Annotated in this window: 16 protein-coding genes; 8 read left to right on the top strand and 8 right to left on the bottom strand. The window is 73.6% G+C overall.

Annotated features, from left to right (window positions below):
* Positions 1–4: 4 nt before the first annotated feature.
* Positions 5–1,795: a PP2C family protein-serine/threonine phosphatase gene (locus VT52_RS01845; protein WP_046416932.1), complete on the bottom strand. Its 1,791-nt coding sequence runs from the start codon at positions 1,793–1,795 to the stop codon at positions 5–7.
* Between the two features lie 293 nt (positions 1,796–2,088).
* Between VT52_RS01845 and VT52_RS01840 the strand changes: the two genes are divergently transcribed.
* The 4 genes from VT52_RS01840 (at position 2,089) to VT52_RS01825 (ending at position 6,955) form a co-directional block, all read left to right on the top strand.
* Positions 2,089–2,493 carry an FKBP-type peptidyl-prolyl cis-trans isomerase gene (locus VT52_RS01840; protein WP_046416854.1) on the top strand — a complete coding sequence of 135 codons (405 nt, stop codon included), beginning with the start codon at positions 2,089–2,091 and terminating at the stop codon, positions 2,491–2,493.
* A gap of 353 nt (positions 2,494–2,846) precedes the next feature.
* Positions 2,847–3,260 (top strand): hypothetical protein, encoded by a 414-nt coding sequence (locus VT52_RS01835; protein WP_143070824.1) that lies wholly within the window; start codon positions 2,847–2,849, stop codon positions 3,258–3,260.
* Between the two features lie 232 nt (positions 3,261–3,492).
* Positions 3,493–4,875: an MFS transporter gene (locus VT52_RS01830; protein ID WP_046416851.1), complete on the top strand. Its 1,383-nt coding sequence runs from the start codon at positions 3,493–3,495 to the stop codon at positions 4,873–4,875.
* Between the two features lie 127 nt (positions 4,876–5,002).
* Positions 5,003–6,955 carry a helix-turn-helix domain-containing protein gene (locus tag VT52_RS01825; protein WP_046416850.1) on the top strand — a complete coding sequence of 651 codons (1,953 nt, stop codon included), beginning with the start codon at positions 5,003–5,005 and terminating at the stop codon, positions 6,953–6,955.
* A 53-nt stretch (positions 6,956–7,008) separates the two neighbouring features.
* On the opposite strand, the gene VT52_RS01820 is transcribed toward VT52_RS01825, so the two are convergent.
* From VT52_RS01820 to VT52_RS01800, 5 genes are read right to left on the bottom strand one after another with little or no spacing between them, the layout of a single operon-like run.
* The gene (locus tag VT52_RS01820) at positions 7,009–8,112 is read right to left on the bottom strand and encodes a branched-chain amino acid ABC transporter permease (RefSeq protein WP_046416849.1); all 1,104 of its coding nucleotides are present in this window, start codon (positions 8,110–8,112) and stop codon (positions 7,009–7,011) included.
* Positions 8,109–8,996: a branched-chain amino acid ABC transporter permease gene (locus tag VT52_RS01815; RefSeq protein ID WP_046416848.1), complete on the bottom strand. Its 888-nt coding sequence runs from the start codon at positions 8,994–8,996 to the stop codon at positions 8,109–8,111. Before VT52_RS01815 ends, VT52_RS01820 begins: the two co-directional genes overlap by 4 nt.
* A complete protein-coding gene (locus VT52_RS01810; protein ID WP_046416847.1) occupies positions 8,996–9,784 on the bottom strand; it encodes an ABC transporter ATP-binding protein in 789 nt (262 codons plus the stop codon). Before VT52_RS01810 ends, VT52_RS01815 begins: the two co-directional genes overlap by 1 nt.
* Entirely contained in the window at positions 9,781–10,593 is an 813-nt protein-coding gene (locus VT52_RS01805) for an ABC transporter ATP-binding protein (RefSeq protein ID WP_046416845.1), read from the bottom strand. The genes VT52_RS01810 and VT52_RS01805 overlap by 4 nt, the downstream gene beginning before the upstream one ends.
* A 4-nt stretch (positions 10,594–10,597) precedes the next feature.
* Positions 10,598–11,836, bottom strand: coding sequence for a substrate-binding domain-containing protein (locus tag VT52_RS01800; protein ID WP_046416843.1), 1,239 nt, complete (start codon positions 11,834–11,836; stop codon positions 10,598–10,600).
* A 394-nt stretch (positions 11,837–12,230) separates the two neighbouring features.
* Here VT52_RS01800 and VT52_RS35180 point away from each other — a divergent pair, with 394 nt between their 5' ends.
* Together VT52_RS35180 and VT52_RS01790 are read left to right on the top strand one after the other, a co-directional pair.
* Complete coding sequence (locus VT52_RS35180) at positions 12,231–13,121, top strand: ANTAR domain-containing protein (RefSeq protein ID WP_240509623.1); 891 nt, start codon at positions 12,231–12,233, stop codon at positions 13,119–13,121.
* 170 nt (positions 13,122–13,291) lie between these two features.
* The gene (locus VT52_RS01790; protein WP_046416841.1) at positions 13,292–14,065 is read left to right on the top strand and encodes a DUF1206 domain-containing protein; all 774 of its coding nucleotides are present in this window, start codon (positions 13,292–13,294) and stop codon (positions 14,063–14,065) included.
* Positions 14,066–14,107: 42 nt separating this feature from the next.
* On the opposite strand, the gene VT52_RS01785 is transcribed toward VT52_RS01790, so the two are convergent.
* A complete protein-coding gene (locus VT52_RS01785; protein WP_420856252.1) occupies positions 14,108–14,626 on the bottom strand; it encodes an ATP-binding protein in 519 nt (172 codons plus the stop codon).
* Positions 14,627–15,020: 394 nt separating this feature from the next.
* Here VT52_RS01785 and VT52_RS01780 point away from each other — a divergent pair, with 394 nt between their 5' ends.
* Entirely contained in the window at positions 15,021–15,902 is an 882-nt protein-coding gene (locus tag VT52_RS01780) for an LLM class F420-dependent oxidoreductase (RefSeq protein WP_046416840.1), read from the top strand.
* 189 nt (positions 15,903–16,091) lie between these two features.
* On the opposite strand, the gene VT52_RS01775 is transcribed toward VT52_RS01780, so the two are convergent.
* Complete coding sequence (locus VT52_RS01775) at positions 16,092–17,450, bottom strand: MFS transporter (RefSeq protein WP_046416838.1); 1,359 nt, start codon at positions 17,448–17,450, stop codon at positions 16,092–16,094.
* Between the two features lie 728 nt (positions 17,451–18,178).
* Between VT52_RS01775 and VT52_RS01770 the strand changes: the two genes are divergently transcribed.
* On the top strand, positions 18,179–22,785 hold a 4,607-nt coding region (locus VT52_RS01770; RefSeq protein ID WP_240509622.1), incomplete at its 3' end, for a type I polyketide synthase.

The raw sequence follows: 22,785 nt of genomic DNA, 5'->3' as shown, positions 1-22,785 counted from the left end.
CGCGTCACATCGATCCCTTCACCCTCGCGATCAGCACGGCGGTGTCGTCGTCGCCCCGTGCGCGGAACTCCGCGACCGCCGCGACCAGTTCCGCCGCAGCGGCCTCTCCGGAGGCGGCGAACTTCCCGACCGCGGCGGGCGCCTGCTCCTCGAACTGCGTCCCGTCCTGGGACCGCGCCTCGGTCAGCCCGTCCGTGAAGAGCACCAGCGCGTCGCCCTCCGCCAGCCGGAACCGGGCCGCTTCGTAATGGGCCTCCGGGACGACGCCCAGCAGCAGTCCCCGCGCGGGCATCTCCGCCACCTGTCCGCCCGCGCGCCGTACGAGGGGCCACGGATGCCCGGCCCCGGCGATCTCGGCGTCCCAGCCGTCGTCCGCCGGAACCAGCCGTACCACCAGCGCGGTGACGAACCGCGAGGCGCCCTCGCCGGTCAGCGCCCGGTTGAGACGGGTCAGGGCGGCCGCGGGCGCCACCCCGTCCTCCAGCAGGGTGCGCAGCGTGTGCCTGGCCAGAGCGGTGAAGGCGGCGGCCTCCGCCCCGCGCCCGCACACGTCACCGATCACCAGGGCCACCGTGTCCCCCGAGACCACCACGTCGTAGAAGTCCCCGCCGACGTCCAGGCTGGTGTCGCCGACGTGGTAGGCGGCGCTCAGGTCCACTCCGGCGACCTTCGGCAGGGCGCGCGGCAGCAGGTGCCGCTGGAGCATCTGCACGTGCCGGCGGCGCTGTTCGTACAGCGTGGTCGTGTCGATGGCGAGGGCGGCGCGGCCCGCGAGGTCGTCGAGCATCCGCAGGTCCCCGATGCTGGTGTCGGTCCCCTCGTAGAGGAACGTCAGGGTGCCCAGGACGCGGCCCCGCGCGCGCAGCGGGCTGATGCTGAGGGCCCGCACCGTGCCACCGGGTCCGGCCGCGGCCGGACCGAAGGGGCCGCCGGCCAGGTCCTCGCCCCGCAGCACGTATCCCTCACGGCCCTCCGCCGCACTCGTCAGCACCGACTTCATCCACGCGTCGCCCTGGGCCGTCCGCGTCAGCCATGCCTGCGCCGGCGCCGCGACGTGTGCCGTCGCGACCGGTACCAGCCGCCCGTCGTCACCGAACAGGTGGACCACGCAGCCCTCGGCGACGGCGGGGACGGCCAGCCGCGCCACGCGGTGCAGGGTCTCGCGCGCATCGAGGCTGGCGTCCATCTGGAGCGAAGCCTCGGCCAGGAACGCGTCACGTACCCGGCTCCGCTCGTGCGCCCGGATCTCCAGGATGCGCTCGTTGCCCGCCAGCAGGATCTCCGCGACCTGGGTCAGCCGCTCCCCCAGGATCTCGGCCTCCTCGGCGGCGGGCCGCCGGGCCAGCCCCAGCCACAGGGCGGCGTTGTCGCCGACGGCGAGCGGGAACACGCACTCCACGGCCCACCGCGCGCCGGCGTCGCCCAGCGGCCGGCCCGCGAGGGCCGGGTAACCGGTACCCGCCGCGCCGAGGTCGAGCAGCCGGACGCGGGGCGCGGCGTCCGCGGCGACGGTGTCCGGGCACGCGGAGCCGCCGGGCCACCGCTCGCCGGACGGCAGCCAGGTCGCGACCCCGCCGCCGCCACGGAGCCCCCGCCGCAGGTAGAGGGGGCCCCGGTCGTCCCACCGGGCGCCCACGACGGCCTCCACGCCGGGCAGCGCCAGCAGGGAGCCGTAGACCTGGTCCGCGATCCCCGTGACGTCCCGGACCTCTGCCGTGGCCGCGCGCCACAGCAGATGGAGCGTCCGCGGCCAGTCCACCGGCGGACCGGCGGTCCCGCCCTCGTCCCTACTCACCACTCACCCGGAATCCCCATGGGGGAAATGGTAAGAGGGGTGGCAAGACACCGGTCGCCGCAGGTCACCCCCGGTTGCGACCGGTCGCTCCGCGGCGGCCCGCGGCGTCGGGACCGGCCGGCACCTGCCGCAGCCCCGGTCGCTCGGCCGCATGGAGGATCACCACGTCCGGCCGCCGGATCCGTGTGCTCGGCCGGCCGGCGGTCTCGGTAGCCTGACCAGTCGCCGCATGGAGTGCCCATGCGTCCGGCCGGTCCGTGTGACGGCCGCCGGCGGAAGGTGATGAGGCTGCGATGAGTGAACTGACGAAGCCGGAGGTCGACGTTCCGGAGGGTGACGCTCCTGCCGAGCTGACCATCCGGGACCTGGTGGTCGGGGAGGGACCCGAGGTGAAGCCGGGCATGGTGGTCAGGGTCCACTATGTCGGTGTGACCTTCGAGTCCGGGAAGGAGTTCGATGCCTCCTGGGACCGGGGCCTGCCGTTCAAGTTCGCCCTTGGCGGCGGCAAGGCCATCAAGGGCTGGGACCGGGGGGTGAGGGGGATGAGGGTCGGCGGTCGGCGCGAGATCATCGTTCCCCCGCGTCTCGGCTACGGCAATCAGTCGCCTTCGCCGTTGATCCCGGCGGGCTCGACCCTGGTCTTCGTGGTGGACCTGCTGGCCGCGTATTCCAGCACGACCGGGTGGAGCGACGCCTGAGGGCCTGCCCCCTCTCCGGCCACCCGCGCCCGCCGGCCGACGGGACCGGCACGGCTTGCGAAGGCCACCCTCCCGGCTCCCCGGCAGGGCGATCAGGAACCGGAGCGGGCGGCCACCTGACCGCGGAACCGAGACGAGGTACCGGCCGCCCGTCGCCCCGACCACGTCTTCCGGCGGGTCGTCGCCGACTGCTCCGATGGTCGGAGTCTGACGGTGTCGCCCTTTGGGGGCGGACAGACTGTCCATGACGGCGTAGATCGGGGCGTCGACCGGGCGGCCCACGCGGATCGACCTGTGGGACTACGATGCGGCTCTACACGTACGGGACGGGCGGGAGTGGCATGTCTTTTCCCATGACTCTGGGCCTTGTTCTCATACTGTTCGGATTCTTTGCCCTGTTGGCCCAGTCGGGCAATCTCGTGGAGTACCGCCTCATGCGGAACCTCAAGCACCACGGCGTCGACGGGCAAGCGGTCTACAAGTTCTACGAATACGTGACCAATTCACATCGTGCCTTCTTCGACGTCTGCCTGCCGCAGGGGGAGCCGCCGGCCCGATTCCATGAGTACATGCAGGCGTTGCCCGGTCCCGAGGACACGGTCGTGCCGGTCGTGTACGACAGCACGAAGCCTCAGCGCGCGAGGTTGGGAACCCGCGAGGACCTCGATTTCGGCAAGGAGCGCCCTGTCGTGCTCCTCATGGGAGGCACCGGCCTCGTACTGCTCGGCGTCGGGACAACGCTCTGCCTCGTCGGCGCGGTGACGTGACACACCGGACTCGCCGACCGTCACCCGGCCTCCGAGGGTGAACATCGTCGCCGGAAGGCACTCGTCCCGCTCGCGCCGAGCCCCCGAACCGCTCTTCGCCGGGTCGGCATGGTGGCCACACGCATAGTCGGCCCCCGAACTATGTCGCCCCACCACATGTGCCCCTGACCTGCATCTTCCTACCGTGTGCCGACACGTACCCGTCCCCACCGCACACGAGGAAGTGGCGCACATGGCCGCAGCAAACACCGCTCCCCCGCCCTCCACCGGGCTCGGCAGGATCGTCGCCGCCAGCCTGATCGGCACCACCGTCGAGTGGTACGACTACTTTCTCTACGGTTCGGCCGCCGCCCTCGTGTTCGGGCGGGTGTTCTTCCCGGACTCGGATCCGCTCACCGGGACGCTGCTGTCCTTCCTCACGTACGCGATCGGATTCGTGGCCCGTCCCGTCGGTGCCGTGGTCTTCGGGCATTACGGCGACCGGCTCGGGCGCAAGCGGCTCCTGGTGATCAGCCTGCTGATGATGGGGCTGTCCACCGCGCTGATCGGCTGTGTGCCCGGGTATCGCACGATCGGTGTCGCGGCTCCCCTCCTGCTGACCACCCTGCGGCTGATCCAGGGCTTCGCGCTCGGGGGTGAGTGGGGCGGTGCGGTGCTGCTGGTGTCCGAGCACGGGGACGCCAGGCGCCGCGGGTTCTGGGCGTCCTGGCCGCAGGGCGGCGCGCCGGCCGGCAACCTGGTCGCCGTCGGCGTGCTGTCCCTGATGACCACCGTGCTGAGCGACGACGCCTTCGATTCCTGGGGCTGGCGGGTGCCGTTCCTGCTCTCTGCCGTACTGGTCATGATCGGCCTGTGGATCCGGCTGTCCGTCGACGAATCCCCGCTGTTCAAGGAGGCGTTGGCCGCGGCCGAGCGGCGCGAGGCGCGGGAGCGGGCCGAACGGCCGCCGCTCGTCGCGGTGGTACGCGACCACTGGCGGGACATCCTGGTCGCGATGGGTGCCCGGATGGCCGAGAACATCTCCTACTACGTCATCACCGCCTTCGTGCTCACGTACTGCGTCGAGCACCTCAAGATAGACAAGCAGACGTCCCTGAACGCGGTGCTGATCGGTTCCGCCGTGCAGTTCTGCCTGATCCCGCTGTTCGGCGCCCTCTCCGACCGGATCGGGCGCAAGCCCGTCTACCTGGTGGGCGCGGTCGGTGTCGGGCTGTGGTCGTGGGCCTTCTTCGCGCTGCTGGACACCAGGTCGTTCCCCGCGCTGGTGCTGGCCGTCACCGTCGGGTTGGTCTTCCACAGTGCCATGTACGCACCCCAGGCGGCGTTCTTCTCGGAGCTGTTCGCCACCCGGATGCGTTACACCGGCGCGTCCATCGGGGCCCAGCTCTCCTCGGTGGCGGCCGGTGCCCCCGCCCCGCTGATCGCCACCGCGCTGCTCGGCTCCTACGGGAACTCCACTCCGATCTCGGTGTACGTCGGCCTGGCCGCGCTGATCACCGTCGTCGCCGTCCTCGCCGCCCGCGAGACGCGCGGGAGGGATCTGGCCACGATCGAGCCGGGCGACGGGTCCGCGGCACCGGCCGGCGCGGACCGGCGGACGGCCGCGTCCACCTGAGCGCCGCCCGTCCGCACACGAACACCGCCCGTCCGTCCACCCGGCGGTAGCGTCAGACCGAGAACGGCCCGGTCCCGCTCCCGGGCCGTTCTCCCGTCAAGTGCCCCCGACTCCAAAACGGTTGCCCATGTCGCACAGACCCACCTCCGCCGCCCCGCACCTGCGCCGGCTCTTCGAGCTCCTCGCCGCGGGCGCCCCGGCCGAAGAACTGGGCGCCGTCGTCGCCGACGCGCGCCGCGACGGTGTCGACGCCCCGGACCTCGCCGAGGTGGAACGAGCCACCGAGGCGGCGTCGCGGGTGCGGAACACGCTGCGGCAGCACCGGCGCCGGGAGACGGAGCTGACCGCGCTCTTCGACACCGCCGGCGACCTGGCGGCGCTGCGCGACCTCGACGCCGTACTGCGTTCCATCGTGCGGCGGGCCAGGATGCTCCTGGGCACCGACACGGCGTACCTCACGCTGGCCGACGAGGAGGCCGGGGACACCTATATGCGGGTCACCGACGGCTCGGTGTCGGAGCTGTTCCAGAACCTGCGCCTCCAGTTGGGCGAGGGGCTCGGCGGGCTGGTCGCGCAGACCGCCCGGCCCTACGCCTCCCCGGACTACCGCACCGACGGCCGTTTCCTGCACACCGGCAGCATCGACGCCGGGGTCCTCGACGAGGGGCTGGTCGCGATACTCGGGGTGCCGCTGCTGCTGGGTTCGGGAAGCGGCGGTCAGGTCATCGGGGCGCTCTTCGCCGCGGACCGCACGCCCCGCACCTTCGCCCCGGAGGAGGTCGCCCTGCTGTGCTCGCTGGCCGACCACGCGGCCATCGCCATCGACACCGCCCGGACGATGGCCGACGCGCGGCTCGCGCTGGCCGAACTGGCCGAGGCCAACGCCGTGATCCGGGAGCACTCGGCGGCCATGCAGCGGGCCGCCGAGTCCCATGACCGGCTCACCGATCTGGTGCTGCGCGGCGGGGACGTGTCGGATGTGGCCGCGGCCGTGGCCGGTCTGCTGAAGGGCGATGTCGCGGTGCACGACGGCTCCGGGTGGCCGCTCACCGAGGCCGGCGGACCCGGCGGCGCGTCCGCCGGCGGCAGGGAGGATCCCGCCGGTGCCGAGCAGGCGGCCGCGCTGGTCGCGGCGGCGGAGAGTTCGCGCGCGACCGCCCACGCGGTCTTCCGGGACGGGCGCTGGGTCTGCGCCGTGCTGGCCGGACAGGAACTGCTGGGCTGTCTCGTCCTGTACGGGCGGCCGGAGCTCGACGACCCCGACCGGCGGCTGTTCGAGCGGAGCAGCGTCGTCACCTCACTGCTGCTCCTGCTGCGGCGTTCGGTCGCGGAGACCGAGAACCGGGTCCGCGGCGACCTGGTCACCGATCTACTCACCGCGCCCGACCGCGACCCGGCCGGCCTGGTGGCGCGCGGCCGCCGTCTCGGCATCGACCTCGACCGTCCCCACTTCCTGCTGGTCGCCCGCACCGGCGAAACGGCCCGGGAGCGCCTCGCCGACGCCACGGTGCAATACCTGTTCGGGTGCGGCGGAGTCAGCGCGGTGCACGAGGGCGCCGTCGTGCTGCTGCTCCCCTCAGACGGCGCCGGGCCGGGTGCGGCGGCCCGTGCCGCCGCGGGCCAGCTCGGGCGGCTGGCCGGCGCGCCGGTCACGGTCGCCGGTGCCGGGCCGGCGGCCGGGCCGCGGGCGATCGCCGACGCGCATGCCGAGGGCGTGCGCTGTCTGCGGGCCATGCATGTGCTCGGCCGGGACGGGGGCGGGGCGTGTGCCGCCGAACTCGGTTTCGTGGGCGTGCTGCTGGGTGACCAGCACGACGTGGACGGCTTCGTCGCCGCGACCCTGGGACCGCTGCTGGAGTACGACGCCCAGCGCGGTACCCAGCTGGTCCGCACCCTGCGTGCCTACTTCGGCTGCGGCGCGAGCCTCACCCGGGCCAAGGAGGAACTGCATGTCCACGTGAACACGGTCGTGCAGCGGCTGGACCGCGTCCACGCCCTGCTCGGCCCCGGCTGGAACACCCCCGAGCAGACACTGGAACTCCAGCTCGCCCTGCGTCTGCACCTGTTGTCGGGTGGCTGACCGCCGCCCGGGGCGGCACGGACCGCTTCCCGCCGCGCCCCGGGAGGCCGAAGTCACCGAGTGGCGGGGGATCTTGACCGCAGCCGGGCGGGCAGCCGCGCCACTCCGCCGGGCAGCAGGTAGATCACCGCGACGAAGAGCGCCCCGAGCAGGAACAGCGGCTGGGAGAGCGGCACCCGGATCACCGGGGGCAGGGCGGCCACCGCACCCGAGCCGGCCAGGTCGCCGAGGCGCTGGTCGGCCCAGGTGTAGAGGATTCCGCCGATCATGGGGCCCCAGCGGGTGCCCGACCCGCCGAGGACCACCATCACCAGCAGGGACAGCGTGAAGTCCGAGGTGGTGGTCCGCGGGGTGGCGCCGCCGGTCAGCAGCAGGTACACGATGCCGCCGAGCGCGGCCAGGGTGCCGGCCAGCACGAAGGCGACCAGCTTGAAGCCGTAGGGGCGCAGGCCCAGCACCTCCACCCGGCGCTCGTTCTCCTTGATGCCCGCCCAGACCCGGCCGGTGGGCGAGCGCACTGCCCACCCCACGACGGCCAGGGTCACCACGAGGTAGGCCAGCGCGATCCAGTACAGGTCGGCGGTGTGCTCGATGCCGACCAGTGAGGCGGGCAGCCGGCCGGCCGGGGCGGCTCGGCCCTCCTCGCCGCCCGTGACGCCTCCGGGGTCGCGCTGCACGAGGAGCGAGGCAGCCTGCGCGAAGGCCAGGGTGACCATGGAGAACCCGATGCCGCCGACCCGCAGGCTCACCGCGCCCAGGAGGGCGGACAGCGCCACTCCGGCGAGCAGGCCGAGGAGCGCGGACGCGGTGAAGGACAGGCCCGCCTCCAGCATCAGGATGTCGGTGACGTAGGTGCCCGCGGCGAAGTAGAGCGCATGCCCGAAGGAGAGCAGGCCGGTGCGGCCGAGGAGCAGGTCGTAGCCGGTGGCCAGGCCGCCGGACAGGAGGCACAGGGCGAGGAGCTGGAGGTTGCCGGGGCCGCCGATCGGCCCGTCGAGCAGGCCCGGCAGCGGCAGCGCGCTGTAGGGCACGGCGAACAGCGCGAGCAGCACGGGGGCCGGCCACCAGCGGGTGGCGCGCCGCAGCCGCTCGGAGCGGGTCGCGGGGCACGGGTGCGTGGTGCGGGCCCGGTCGTGCGGCTGGGTGGCGAGGGTCATGCGAGCCTCCCGGTGAGCCCTCGCGGCCGGATGAGCAGCAGGGCGGCGAGCAGGACGACGACGGCGACGTCGCCGAGTCCCGCGGTGGTGTAGTAGTTGGCGAACTGCTGGACGAGGCCCACGGCCACGGAGGCCAGCGCGGCGCCGGTGAGCGAGCCCATGCCGCCCGTGACGACGACCACGAAGGCGAAGATCAGAAGAGAGGTGCCCTGCCCGGGGTCGACGGAGCCGAAGTAGAGGCCGCCGAGGGCGCCGCCCAGGGCCGCCGCCGCGCCCCCGATGGCGAAGACCAGGGTGAACGCCTTGCGCACGTCGATGCCGAGCGCGGTGACCATCGCCCGGTCCTCCACGCCCGCGCGGACGACGAGTCCGTGCCGGGTGCGGCCGAGGAACGCCTTCAGCGCGGCCAGCACCAGCACGGCGGCCGCGATCAGCACCGGGCGGTTCAGCGGCACTTCGGCGCCCAGCAGGCCGAAGGTGCCGGACAGGGCCTTCGGTCCGGCGAGGGGCCGGGGGTCGGCGCCCCAGATCGCGGAGAGCAGGGCCGGTACGGCCAGGCCCACACCGACGGTGGCGAGGATCTGCTCGCGGGGGCGGGTGTAGAGCGGGCGGATGACGGCGACTTCGAGCAGTACGGCGGCGACGGTGCCCACCGCGGTACCGAACACGGCGGCGAGCACGAACCCGGCCCCGCCGGGCCCGGCGCCGGGGAGGCGGCCGGAGGCGGCCCACCAGGTGCCGTAGGCGCCGACGGACAGCAGCGCGCCGTGGGCGAAGTTGAGGACGTCCATCAGGCCGAAGATCAGCGACAGGCCGGAGGCGATGAGGAAGTACAGGGCGCCCAGGCCGAGTCCGGTGAAGGTGAGCAGTACGACGGTGGCCATCAGGTGTCCGCCTCCGTGGTCGGGTCGGCGGGGCGCGCCGCGGTGGGAACGGGCGGGCCGGTCCTCGCGGGGTCCCGCCGGCCGACGCCGAGCAGCCGGCGGGCCGCCTCGGCGTCGGCGAGCAGGTCGAGGGCGGGTCCCTGGTGCGCGGTGCGGCCGTCGGCGAGCACGACGCAGTGGCGGGCGAGGCGTCGTACGACGGCGAGGTTCTGCTCCACCAGCAGGACCGGCACGGCCTCGGCGGCGCGCTCCAGCGCTCTGGCGACCTCGGTGACCACCTTGGGCGCCAGGCCCTTGGTGGGTTCGTCGGCGATGATCAGCCGGTTGCCGTTGAGCAGGGTCCGGGCGATGGCGAGCATCTGCTGCTGGCCGCCGGACAGGGTGCCGGCGGCCTGCCGGGCGCGCCGTCGCAGCTCCGGGAAGAGCTCGTGCACCAGGTCGTAGGCCGGTTCCCCCGCCTCGGAGCGCTCGGCGAGGCGCAGGTTCTCGGCCACGGTGAGGGCGGCGAAGACGCCGCGGTCCTCGGGGGCGTAGCCGATGCCGCGGCGCACCAGGGCGTGGGTGGCCAGCCGCACCGTCTCCTCGCCCGCCAGCAGGACGCTGCCGGTGCGCGGGACCAGGCCGAGGACGCCGCGCACGGTGGTGGTCTTGCCGGCTCCGTTGCGGCCCAGCAGGGCGGTGGTGCCACGGGCGGCCACCTCCAGGTCGACGCCGTGCAGGATGTGCCGGCCCCCGATCACGACCCGCAGGTCGCGCACGGCCAGCAGGGGTGCCGGGGCGGGGCTCACAGCTCCTCCCCGAGGTAGGCCTGCTGGACGGTGGGATCGGCCATGACGGCTTTCGGGGTGTCCAGCGCCAGCAGGGTGCCGTGGTGCATCACGGCGAGGCGGTCGGCCAGGTCCAGCAGTATGTCCATGTGGTGCTCGACCATGAGCACGGTGCGCCCCTCCTCCCTGTGCAGGGAGCGGATGAGCTCGGTCAGGGCGGGCACCTCTTCGGCGCTCACGCCCGCCATCGGTTCGTCCAGCAGCATCAGCCGGGGCTCGCCGACGAGCAGGACGGCGAGTTCCAGCTTGCGTTTCTCGCCGTGCGAGAGGACGTCGGCGCGGGTACCGGCGCGGTGCGTGAGCTGGGTGCGGTCCAGTACGCGTTCGACGCGCTCGGGGTAGGTGTCGGCGCGGCGCCAGACCCGGTACGAACCGCCGTCGGCGGCCTGGGCTGCGAGCCCCACGTGGTCGGCGACCGTCATGCCGGGCCAGAGGCTGGAGGTCTGGAAGGTACGCCCCAGGCCGCGCCGGGCGCGGGCGTGGGCGGCCTGTGCGGTGATGTCCCGGCCGTCCAGTTCGACGGTGCCCCTGGTCGCCGGGTTGAGGCCGCTGATCAGGTTGAACAGTGAGGTCTTGCCCGCGCCGTTGGGGCCGATGAACGCCAGGAACTCGCCTTCCCGGACGTCGAGGGAGACGGCGTCGACGATGGTCGCGCCGCCGATCGTCCAGCCGAGGTCGCGCAGCCGGAGCACAGGTGCCGGGCGGGCGGCGGCCGTTCCGGTGCCGCCCGCCTCCCCGGCGCCCGGCGACGTCGTGTTCGTGGGGGACATGTGCTCAGCCCGCCGTCGGCGCGACCGGGGGCGCGGCCGCCGTCATCGGCACGGTGGCGATCAGCTCGGGCCGGGCGGCGCTGCCGGTGCCCTTGAGGCGGGCCGTGAACATCGGCTGGAGCAGGGCGTGGTCGCGGGCGCGGATCCGTTCCTCGCCCTTCGGCCCGTCGAAGCTCCATCCCTCCAGTGCCCTGGCCATGGCGGTGGTGTCGGTGGCGCTGCCGGACTCGATCGCGTGCACGATCATCTGGGCGGCGGTGAAGCCGTCCGGGCTGAACAGGTCGGGGGTTCCGCCGGCCTTCTCGATGCCGTCCAGCATGGCCTTCTCCACCGGGTTCCCGCCCCCGGCGCCCGGGAAGTAGTGCGCGAGGAAGGCGATCTTGTTTCCGGCCGGGCCGAAGACCGGGTAGGAGGCGGTGCCCGCGAGTCCGGTGACGACCTTGCTCGCGTCGAGCACGCCCTGCTGGTCGAGCGCGGTCCACAGGGCGGGGGCGTTGCCGCCCGCCCAGGCGACGAACACCAGGTCCGGTCCGCCTGCCCTGGTCTGGCGGGCGAAGGGGGTGAGGTCGGTGGCGCTCGGCGGGGCCAGCACGGAGCCGACGTGCGCGCCCTTCTTGCCGAGGACCGCCTTCACCGCGGCCACGTTGGCCTGCCCGAACGCGGAGTTCTGGGCGAGCACGGTGACCTTCTTGCCCTCGGGGTCGCCGAGGAGGGTGCCGGCGGCGAGGATGTCCTGGTAGGACTGCCGTCCCGAACGGAAGGTGTAGGCGTTGACGCCGGTGACCGCGTCGGTGGCGGCGGGACCGCTGACGTAGAGCACCTTGTTCTGCGCGGCCAGCGGGGCCATCTGGAGTGCCACGCCGGAGTCGGTGGTGCCCGCGAGGATCCTGCAGCCCGTGCCGATGAGGGACTTGGCCGCGGCGACCGCCTTGGCCGCATCGCCCGTGTCGTCCCGTTCGGTGACCTCGATCCGGTGGCCGCCGGCCTTGTCCGTGCCGTGCGTCACATAGGCGAGGCCCGCCTTGAAGCCCTGCTCGTACTGCTTGCCGTAGGCGGCGAGGGGTCCGCTGCGGGAGTAGACGAGGCCCACCTCGACCGGGGCGGACCCGCTGTCCGCGCCGGCGGACGTGGTGCCGGCGGTGCCGGCCGAGGAGCAGCCCGCGATCAGGGCGCCGACGGCGGCGGCGAGGGCGAGCGCGCGAACGGATCCGCCGCGGAAGGTCTCGGTGACGCTGGAAGGCATGATGGGGCCGCTCCTGACGGGGTGTCGCCCGTCCCTCGCGCGGGTCCCGCCGCGCCTGTCCGGGGCGGCGGCCGCGTACGCGGGGACGGGAGCGCGGTGCGTGGTTGCCGGAACCCTAGGAGCGCCCGGCGACGGACGGCATGGCGCCGGACACCGCTCTTGCGGGCGCGGTCATGGCGGCGGCGCACATGGCCGGTCCGTCCCGCCGGGCGAGCCCGCGCGGGGGGACCGTCCCGCCGGGCGAGCCCGCGCGGGGGGACCGTCGCGCGGGCGTCCGGATGCGTGTGCATACAGTGTGGGCAGGTGCTTCGGACGGCAGGCATCACACGGTGTTGTCACTCGTTCGGGGCGCGAAGGTCTCGCGCGGGTGTTGTCGGACCAAGGAGGCCAATCGGTGACCGCGTATCAGGAGACGCCCGCGAAACGCGGGGCGACCGCTTCGGAAGGGGAGGCCGGGAGCCGCCCGGACGCCCCCGAAGACCCGTACGCCCACCACGACCCGCGCGAGCCGGAGGACGCGTGCGCGGTCGAGGAGCGCAACCAGCGGCTGGCGCACGCCGGCATCGCGCGCGCCGAGGATCTCCTCGTCGCCCGCTACCGGCTCTCGTCCCGGCAGGAGGCGTTCGACCTGCTGCGCCGCACCTCCCAGCGGTTCAACATCAAGCTGCACACGCTCGCCGACGTCGCGGCGCAGGCGCCCGCCCCGGCACCGGACGCCCGTAGCTGGATGCCGGGCCGTCCACGCGGCACGGCGCCCGCCCTGCCCGCCCTCAGCGGCGAGGGGCAGCCGGCCGGCCACGGCGCGGTCCTGATGGGCGCGCTGCACCGCGCCCTGCACGTCACCGGCGCCCGGATGGGCAATGTGCAGCTGGTGGAGAACGGGATGCTGCGGTTGGAGAAGCACACCGGCCTCAACAAGCGTTTCACCGACTACTTCGCCTTCGTCGAGGCTTCGACGACAGCGTGCGCGCGGGCCGCCCGGGAGGCGCGCCAGCTGACCGTCAAGGACATAGCCGCCTCCGACACCTTCGACGAGGGCTCCCGGCAGGCGATCCTCCAGACCGGCAGCCGCGCCTGCCACAGCGTCCCGCTGGTCAGCCCCAACGGCGCGGTGGTCGGCATGATCTCCTCCCACCATGAGAGCACCCTCGGCGACCTCACCGAGACCCAGCTGAACGCCCTGCACGACCTCGGCGGACAGGTCGCCCGCTGGCTGATCTGGCACCGGGGTACCGTCTCCGGCGCCCTCAACCACCTCCACGCCCTCGCCACCAGCCGCCGCTGAGGAAGCCGCCGCGCGCTTCGTCCGCGGCGGACGGCGGACGGCACGCACGGCCGCCGAGGTGTCGGACGGGGTCCCCGGGGCACCGGCGGAGTATGAATGCACTGTCATGGGCACGGTCATGGGCACCGAGAGGGCGCGGCGAGGCACGCCGGGCGGCGGACGGTAGGGCGATGTCCGTGGCGGCCCGGTCCGGATTCGCCGCCCGCGGACTGATCCACTTCCTGATGGGCGTCATCGCGTTGCGGATCGCATTCGGCGGCGGCGGACAGCAGGCCGACCGGGGCGGCGCGCTGGAGGAACTGGCCGGCCGGCCCTTCGGGGTGGCGTTGCTCTGGATCGTCGGCGTGGCCCTCGCCGGCATGGCGCTGTGGCGGCTGTCGGGGGCGGTGTTCGCCAAGGAGGGACAACGGGCGGGCAAGCCGTCGAAGCGGCTGGGGGCCGCGGCGCAGTGCGTCTTCTACGCCTTCCTGTCCTTCTCGGTGCTTGCCTACGCGGTCGGCAGCCGGGGCAGCGGCAGCGGGTCCTCGGACCGGAACACCCAGGACGTCACGGCCACGGCCCTGGGATGGCCGGGCGGGCAGTGGCTCGTGGGCGTCGGCGGCGCCGCCGTGGTGGGCATCGGTGTGTGGATGTCGGTCCGGGCCCTGCGCAAGGAGTTCCGGAAGGACCTGCGGACCGAGGCCATGTCGCCCACGGCCAGGCGGGTCACGGACTTCTTCGGTGTGGTCGGCGGCACCGCGCGCGGTGTCGTCTTCGCGGTGGCGGGCGGGTTCGCCGTCGTCGCGGCCGCCCGGCACCGGCCCGGCGAGGCGAAGGGCGTGGACGACACGCTGCGCTCCTTCCGCGATCTGCCGGCCGGCCCCTGGCTCCTGGCCCTCGTCGCGCTGGGCCTGGCGGCGTTCGGGGTCTTCTCGTGGTGCCGCGCGCGGTGGCAGCGGTTGTGACCGGGCGGCCGGGCCGTCCTTCGGTGACGGCTCAGCCGGCCATCACGGAAGCGCCGGGCGTCTCCGGGTGGCCGTCGGCGCGCTGCCGGGGCGCCGGGTCCGCACGCACGGCCGGCCCGCTCCCGGTCCGGCGTCCCCGGGGTCCGCGAGGGGGAACCGGGCGATGATCCTCTTGCCCGACGGCTCGGGCCGCGTCTCGAACGACTCGGCGACGGCCAGGACGATCTCCAGCCCGTGCTGCCCCACCCGGCGGGGTTCAGCGGCCCGGACCACCGGCGGCACGGGGGTGGAGTCCCACACCGAGATCTCGATCCGGGGGCGCTCGGTCCCGGAACCGGTGATCCGCAGTTCCATGCGGATCGGACCGGGGGCGTACTTGCACGCGTTGGTGACCATCTCGCTGACGACGAGCGGAGTGAGGTCGAGGGCGCGCGCGCAGACCGCGACTCCGTGTTCGGCCTGTGCGCGGTTCAGGAACCGTACCGCCCGGTGCCGTGCCGCGGCGATGCATCCGAAGTCTCCGTCGAACTCCGCGACGGAGACCATCGGTTCGGGGGACACGGGCCGCCGGCCACCGGTACGCGGACCGGGCGCCGTGCGGATCGTTGACGCTGCGTTCACCTGGCCGCCCATACCCCCGGCCGCGGACTCCATGCCAAGAAGTTCCTGCGGCGTTTCTCACACGGCGGCCGCAGCACCAGCCGCGGGTCCCTTGTCCGGCGGGGCGAGCCGGCTGCGCCGCGGACGTCCCGGCAGGGGACCCGGCACGGCAGCGCGGCTGGGCGCCCGCTCGGAGCAGCTGCGCCCTCCGGTCGACGACCGGGTCCGGCTCGGCACGGCGCGCGGCCGTGTCCGGGGGCGGCTGTTACGGTCGGGCTGCTCTTTACGGTTCCGTGGGCCGACGCGCCCTGGAGGGTGGGCCGCACCGCGCCCGCATGGTTCAGGGAGGCGGAGTATGCGGGTCGGTCTCCATGCTCTGGGCATCGGGAACGGTGCTCGTCCGGAGGTGATCCGGGCGGTCGCCCAGGCGGCCGAGACCCATGGACTCAGCCGGCTCTGGGCGGGCGAGCACGTCGTCCTGGTCGATGCGCCGCTCTCGCGGTACCCCTACTCGGACGACGGCAGGATCGCCGTCCCGGCCGACGCCGACTGGCTCGATCCGCTGCTGGCGCTGAGTTTCGCGGCGGCCGTGACGAAGGAGATCGGGCTCGCCACCGGAGTGCTGCTGCTGCCGGAGCACAATCCAGTGGTGGTCGCCAAACAGACGGCGACCCTGGACGTCCTGTCGGCCGGGCGGCTCACCCTGGGCATCGGCATCGGCTGGTCCGAGGACGAATTCGACGCCCTCGGAGTCCCGTTCACCGCGCGCGGGCGTCGGACGGAGGAGTACCTCGCCGCCATGCGGACCCTGTGGCGCGACGACGTGGCCACGTTCGAGGGGGAATTCACGCGCTTCCACGGCGTACGCGTCAACCCCAGACCGGTGCGCGGGCGCGGGATTCCGGTCGTCATGGGCGGCAACGGCACGAGGGCGCTGCGCAGGGCGGCGACGATCGCGGACGGGTGGTACGGGTTCAACCTCTCGGTCGCCGAGGCCATGGAGCGTGTGCCCCTCCTGGCCGAGCACGGCCCCGGGCCGAACGGCTCCGTGCGCAGGCCGATCGTGGCGGTGGCGCTGACCGACGCGACCCCGGCGGAGCTGCCCGAACTGGCCCGTGCCGGGGTGACCGAGGTCGTCATCGCCGGGGCACCGCCCTCGACACCGGACGAAGCCGGGAAGTGGGTGGCGGATATCGCCGAACGCTGGGTGAGGCCGGCCGCCGCCCAAAGGCCGTGACAGAGGTCGCTGTCAGCTGAGCGGGCCCCGCCCCCGCGCCACCGGCCGCGGCGGCCGTTCGCCGGACGCGGCTACGGCTGCGGCAGGTGGCGCCGGCTCCGCCGCGCCCGTGGCCTCGCGGCGAAGGCCGCCCGCGAAGGCACCGCCCACGGTCCCGGCCGGGAGCCGGTCCGGCGAGGCGGCACACCTCTAGTTCCGGCGTCGGGCCAGCGCGATGCCGCCGGCGCCGATCGCGCAGGCGATGCCCGCCACGAGATACGCCAAGTGGTAGCCGCCGAGCCGGTCGTCGGTGGTCGCCGCGAGAAGGACCAGGGCGGCGACGCCCGCGCTGGAGCCGATCTGCTGGGCGACGACGTTGACCGCGCCGGCGACGGCGTGCCGGTCCGGGGGGACGTCGGAGAGGCCGGAGGTGGTCATGGCGGGGAAGTTCAGACCCTGGCCGAAGCCGCTGACCACCAGGCCGGGCAGCACGTGCAGCAGGTAGTCGCCGTGCGGCGGGGTGGTCGTCCACAGGACCGTTCCCGCGCCGATCAGGAGCAGGCCGGTGACCATCAGGACGCGCGGGCCGTACCTGGCCAGCAGCCGTCCGGTGGCGAAGTTGGCGGTGAGGAAGACCGTCAGGGACATCGGGACCAGGGAGAGGCCGGATTCGACCGGTGAGTAGCCCAGCATGCCCTGGAGGTACAGCGGCGCGAAGAACACGATCGCGACGGACGCCGTGTACTGGAGGAACGCCGCCGCGGTGGCGAGCCGTACGGAGGAGATCCGGAACAGGCCCAGCGGCAACAGCGGTCCGGGGGTGCGGTGTTCGTGTACGGCGAAGCCCACCAGGAAGACCACCGCCGCGGCGATGAGCACCCAGGCCCACGCCCCGCCGAGGCTCACGCCGATGACGAGCAGCGCCAGCCCGAGGGTGCCGGACATGGCACCGGCCATGTCCAACGGGACCCTGGTGCCCGCCCCGTCGGGCAGCCCGGACCGGGTGACGGCGAGCACGACCGCGCCGAGCAGCACCGAGAACCACAGCACCGACCGCCAGCCGAGGAACTCGGTCAGGACGCCGCCCAGCAGCATCCCGCCGCTGAAGCTGGCCGCGCCGACCGCCGCGTAGACGCCCAGCGCGCGGCCCCTGCTCGGGCCCTCGGGGAACACCTCGGTCAGCAGGGCCAGTGCCGCCGGGCCGGACAGGGCCGCGCCGATCCCCTGGGCCGCCCGCGCGCCGAGCAGCACCGCGCCGTCCGGCGCCAGCGCTCCGGCCAGCGCGGCCACGGTGAACAGCGCGACCCCGGCCTCGAAGATCCGGCGCCGGCCGAACACATCGGCCAGTCGGCCGCCCACCAGCAGGAATCCGGCGAAGGTGACGGAGTAGGCGGTCATGACCCACTGGAGCGTGGTGTCACGCAGGTCGAAGCGTGCCCCGACGGACGGCAGGGCCGCGTTCAGGACGGCCATGCCGCTGAGATCCAGCGCGAGCGCCCCGGCCAGCACCCCGAGCGCCAGGCCCGGCCGGTGCGACAAGGCCCGTCCCTGTGCTGATGTGTCGAGCATCGCGGTGCCGCTTCCTCTCCCCGGGACACGAACCCCCTAAGACGATCACCATGCCCCACCCAGGTCAATCTCTCGTATTCCAAGTGGCTTGAAACAAGGCTCAGTTCATACGGCGAGGGAATCGCGCAAGCCGGCGAACCAGCCACCAGGGAGTCAATTCTTGCCAGTGCGGGTTCCGGCCAGCAGGCACTCTTGCCCCACCAATCACCGGATGGCAGGCTGACATATGCCGATCGGGGCGAGCACCCCGTCATGCGATCCGTCCGGGGTAAAACGGACCGTGACTCCCGTCGGCGGTGGCCAGCCTGGGCGAGGGGTTTCGCGTGCGCGTCTCCATGGTCCGGGCAACTGACCGTGAGCTGATTCTGTCGGGATGACTCAACGAGGGCGGTTCAGTGCAGTCATTGGGTATTCGGCAGCTCCGCCTTCTCGCACGGGGCCGCACGATCCGTCGAGCGTGAGCCGATAACCGTCCGCTGACCAGGGACGTTCGGTCGCTCGGACATTCCTCCAACTCCTTCTTCATCAGCACCTCTTGGCTGAATTCGCGTGTGTGGTGACGCGCCGGAGTGCTTCGGCGCGGCTGAACGAACCTCCGTGTCCGTGAACCATCTCCCGCTTTCGGGCCGGCCGGCCCATTCCATCCGCCTTGCCGAGGAGGCGAAATGCCCCAAGAGCGCGGGGCGCGCGATGTGCGCGCCGTCACAGATTTTCTACTTTCTCGCTTCGTGGAACTGCTGGACGTTTCCAGGGACGCGGTGGATCGCTGGACACCGATGCATCAGTACGGTCTGGATTCCGCCAAGGCGGCCACGCTTGCCGCCGCGTTGTCCGAATTCCTCGGCGGGCCGGTTCCGGTCACCTGGATGTGGCAATATCCGACCGTCGACGAGCTGTCCCGGGCCTTGGCCGAGGGCCCGCCCGCAGCGCCGGAGGCCGCCGCCCCCGGACGTGATCGGCGTGGGCCCTCGTACGAGCCCGTCGCGATCGTGGGCATCGGCTGCCGGTTCCCCGGCGGTCCCGATCCCTCCTCGTTCTGGCGGCTGCTGGCCGAGGGGCGCGATGCCGTGGGGCCGGTGCCGGCCGCGCGGCGCGAACTGCTGGGCGACTCGGCGCGCTGGGGCGGGTTCATCGACGGCATCGACCGGTTCGACCCGCTGTTCTTCGGCATCTCACCCCGGGAAGCCGTCCAGATGGACCCGCAGCAGCGCCTGATCCTGGAGCTGGCCTGGGAAGCACTGGAGGACGCGGGTGTCCCGCCGCTCGGCCTCATCGGCAGCGACACCGGCGTGTTCATGGCCTCCTGCTGGGGCGACTACGCGGCGCTCGCGCACTACCGGGGCCCCGGCAGCCAGATCACCCCGCACACCGCCACCGGCATGCACGACGGGATCATCGCCAACCGCGTCTCCTACGTCCTCGGCCTCCAGGGCCCGAGCATGGCCATCGACGCCGCCTGCGCCGGATCGCTGGTCTCGGTGCACCTGGGCTGCCAGTCGATCTGGATGGGCGAGAGCGAGCTGGTGCTGGCCGGCGGGGTGAACCTGAGCTTCGTCTCCGACTACTACACGGCCATGGACCAGATGGGCGCGCTCGCCCCGGACGGCCGCTGCAAGACGTTCGACGCGCGCGCCGACGGCTACGTCCGCGGCGAGGGCGCCGGGGTCGTCGTCCTCGCCCCGCTCAGTGTGGCGCTGGAACGCGAGCTGCCGGTGTACTGCCTGATCAAGGGCAGTTCGGCCAACAACGACGGACTGAGCAACGGCATGACCGCGCCCAGTCCACAGGCGCAGGAGCTGATGCTGCGCACCGCGTACCGGCGGGCCGGGATCGCGCCGTCCCTGGTGGACTACATCGAGTGCCACGGCTCCGCGACGCCGCTCGGCGACCCGATCGAGGCCAACGCCATCGGCGCGGTCCTCGGCGGCGACCGCCCGTCGCCGCTGCGGCTGGGGTCCGTCAAGTCCAACGTCGGGCATCTGGAGGCGGCGGCCGGCATCGTCGGCCTGGTCAAACTGGCGCTGTCCATCCGCAACGGGGTGCTGCCGGCGAGCCTGCACTACACCGCCCCGAACCCGCGGATCCTGTTCGACGAGTACGGGCTCGCCGTGCAGGACCGGCTGACCTCGTGGCCGCGCCGGTCGGACGCGCGCCGCGGCGGCGTCAGCTCGTTCGGGTTCGGCGGCGCGATCTGCCACGTCGCCGTGGAGGAACTGCCCCGCGCCGAGGGCAGACTCCTGCTGCTGGCCGAGGACTCCCCCGAGGCACTGGCCGACCGGGCCCGGGGACTGCGGGACGAGCGCGATCTGCGGGAGGTCTGCGGGCGCGCGCCGGGCGAGGGAGGGTTCCGGCTCGCGGCGGCCGCGCGCGACATGGGTGAACTCCGTGCCCAGCTGGACGCGTTCGCCGCCGGTACGACGGCCCCGGGGCTCAGCACCGGCGAGGCGGGCGGGCGCAGGCCGCGGGTGGCATTCCTGTTCTCGGGCAACGGCTCCCAATGGGTGGGCATGGGGCGGCAGCTGCTCGCCGGCATGCCCGTGTTCCGGCGGTCCATGATGCGCTCGGACCGGCGGATGCGGGAGCTGCTGGGCTTCTCCCTGGTGGACCGGCTCCTCGCCGCCGACGGGCGCTTGGACGACATGGACGTCTTCCAGCCGCTGCTGTTCTGCATGCAGGTCGCACTGGCCGACGCCTGGCGCTCGCTGGGGGTGGAGCCGGATGCCGTCGTGGGCCAGAGCGTCGGTGAGTTCGCCGCCTCGCACATCGCCGGGGCGCTCGACTTCGAGGACGCCGCGCGGCTGGCCGCCTGCCACGGCAGGCTCCTCCAGCAGCTGGCCGTCGGCCGCGGCGAGGGCATCGTGGTCACGACCGACGCGGCCGCCGTGCGACCGTACCTGACCGGGCAGCTCACCGTGTCCGGCCACAACGGCCCGGACTCCACGCTGGTCACCGGCACCCCTCCGGAGATCGACGCGCTCGTCCAGCGGCTGACCGAGGAGGGGGTCACGACCCATCGGGTACGGATGGGCCACGCGCCCCACTCACCGCTGGTCGATCACGTCCTCGCCCCGCTGCGGGCCGAACTCGCCGGCATCACGCCCCGAACGGCCCGGGTCCCGATGATCTCGACGGTCACCGGCGAACGTGTCGACGGCGCCGAACTCGGTCCCGACTACTGGGCGGACAACCTGCGCCGGGAGATCCAGGTGGTGGGCGCCCTGAACGCACTGCGCGCCTACGACATCGACGCCGTCGTCGAGCTCTCCCCCCATCCGCTCCTGCTCAAGTCCGCGTCACAGCTCCTCGACGCGACCACCCTGCCCTCGCTGCGGCGCGGCGCCGACGAGGCCCAGACCCTGCTGGGTTCCCTCGGCGCGCTGTACACCGCCGGTCACCCCGTCACGGCGGGCCCGTTCCTCACGGGTGACCGGGGACGCCATGTCGCGCCGGCCCAGGGTGCCCCGGCGGGTGACGAGGCCCTGCGCCTCGTGCCGGTGTCCGCGCACTCCGCGGCCGCGCTCGCCGACACCTGCCGTGCCCTGTCCAACCATGTCGAACGCGACGCGGGCCTGCGGGTTTCCGATCTCGCCTACACCCTCGCGACCCGGCGCACCCACCAGAACCACCGGGTGGCGCTGCTCGCCGGCAGCCGTCAGGACGTGCTGGACGGGCTCGCCCGGGTCGCCGCGGGGCGGCCGCACCCCGATGTCCTCACCGGCACGGTGTCCGGCGGCGCCGACCGGCGCGTGGCGCTGGTGTTCTCCGGCGGCGGGACGCAGTGGGTCGGCATGGGACGTGAGTTGATGCGCACGCACGCCGGGTTCCGCACCTGGATGGGGGCCTGCGACACCGCCGTGCGCGCGGCCGGCGGCTGCTCGGTGCTCGAACAGCTGGACGCCCCCGAGGCCGAGTCCCGGTTCGAGGAGATGGACTTCCAGCAGCCGGTCCTGTTCGCCCTCCAGGTCTCGCTGGCGCGGGTCTGGCTGGGGCTCGGCGTCCGGCCGGACGCCGTCGTCGGGCACAGTCTGGGCGAGGTCGCCGCGGCCTGCGTCGCGGGAGCGCTGTCGCTGGAGGACGCCGCGCGGGTCGTCGTGGCCCGGTCGCATCTGCTCGAACGCGAGGCGGCCCCCGGTGCCATGATCTCGGTCGACCTGCCGGAGGAGGAGCTGCTGCCGTGGCTCGTGCCGTACGCCGAGCACGCGGCCGTCGCCGTCGTCAACAGCCCGACCAGCGCGGCGGTCTCGGGCTCGCCGGAGGCGGTCCGGGCCCTGGAGGCGGACCTGCGGGCGGCCGGCGTCTCGACCAGGAACATCCGGGTGGAACGGCCGGTGCACAGCCCCGGCATGGACCCGCTGACCGGGCCGCTGCGTGAACTCATCGACGGCATCAGCCCATTGGCGGGGAGCATCGACCTCCACTCCACGGCACTGGCCGGGGCCGTGAACCCGGTCGTGGACGTCGACTACTGGGTGCACAACCTGCGCGACCAGGTCCGGTTCGCCGAGACGGTCGGCGCGCTGGTGGCGGACGGCATCGGCACCTTCGTGGAGATCGGCCCGCACGAGACGCTGCGCGGCGCGGTCGAGGAGATCGCGCTGACCCGGGGTGCCCGGGTGCACGCGGTCAACTCCCTGCGGCGCGGCGAGAGCGACCTGCGCTGTCTGCTGGAGGCGGCCGCCTCGCTGCACGTCAGGGGCGTGCCGCTGACCTTCGACCCGCTGTTCGCCGACGACGTCGAGGTCGTGGAAACCCCGCTCGTGCAGTGGCAGAAGGAGCGCTACTGGCTGGACGCGGCGCCTCGCGTCGACGGCTCCGTGGCCGCTGCGGTCGTACCGGCCGTGCCGGCCGCCCCGGCTGCGGCGTCCGCGGCGGCGGTGCCGTCCGTCGCGGCGGTGGAGGCCGCGGCCGAACCGGTGGGTACGACCGTGCCGGGCAGGTCGGTGGAGGAGCTGGTCCTCGGTGAGATCGCCGATGTGCTGGGCGTGCCGGAGGACCGGTTCGACGCGGGGTCGAGCCTGCGCGACTTCGGGCTCGACTCGATGCTGGCGATCCGCCTGGTCAACCGGGTGCAGTCGCTGTTCGGGCAGCGGGTGTCGCCGGTGGTCTTCCTGGACGGGCGGCCCGTCTCCGAGATCGTCGGCCATCTCGGTGAGGTGGTCGGCGGGGGGAGCGCGGGCGCTGCGGCCGGGCCCGCACCGGTCCCGAAGGCGCCGCCCGCACGGGCCCCGCACGCGTCGCCCCCGCCCGTGCCGGCCGCCCCCGTCCCGGCCCCGTCCGCGGCACCACCGGCCCCGCCCACCCCCGGTCCCTCCCCCGCTCCCCCCGCTCCTCTCGG

The organism is Streptomyces malaysiense, from assembly GCF_000980885.2.
Lineage (GTDB): Bacteria > Actinomycetota > Actinomycetes > Streptomycetales > Streptomycetaceae > Streptomyces > Streptomyces malaysiense.
The sequence above is the reverse complement of the archived record's forward strand: the minus strand, read 5'-3'. Positions and strand labels throughout refer to the sequence as shown.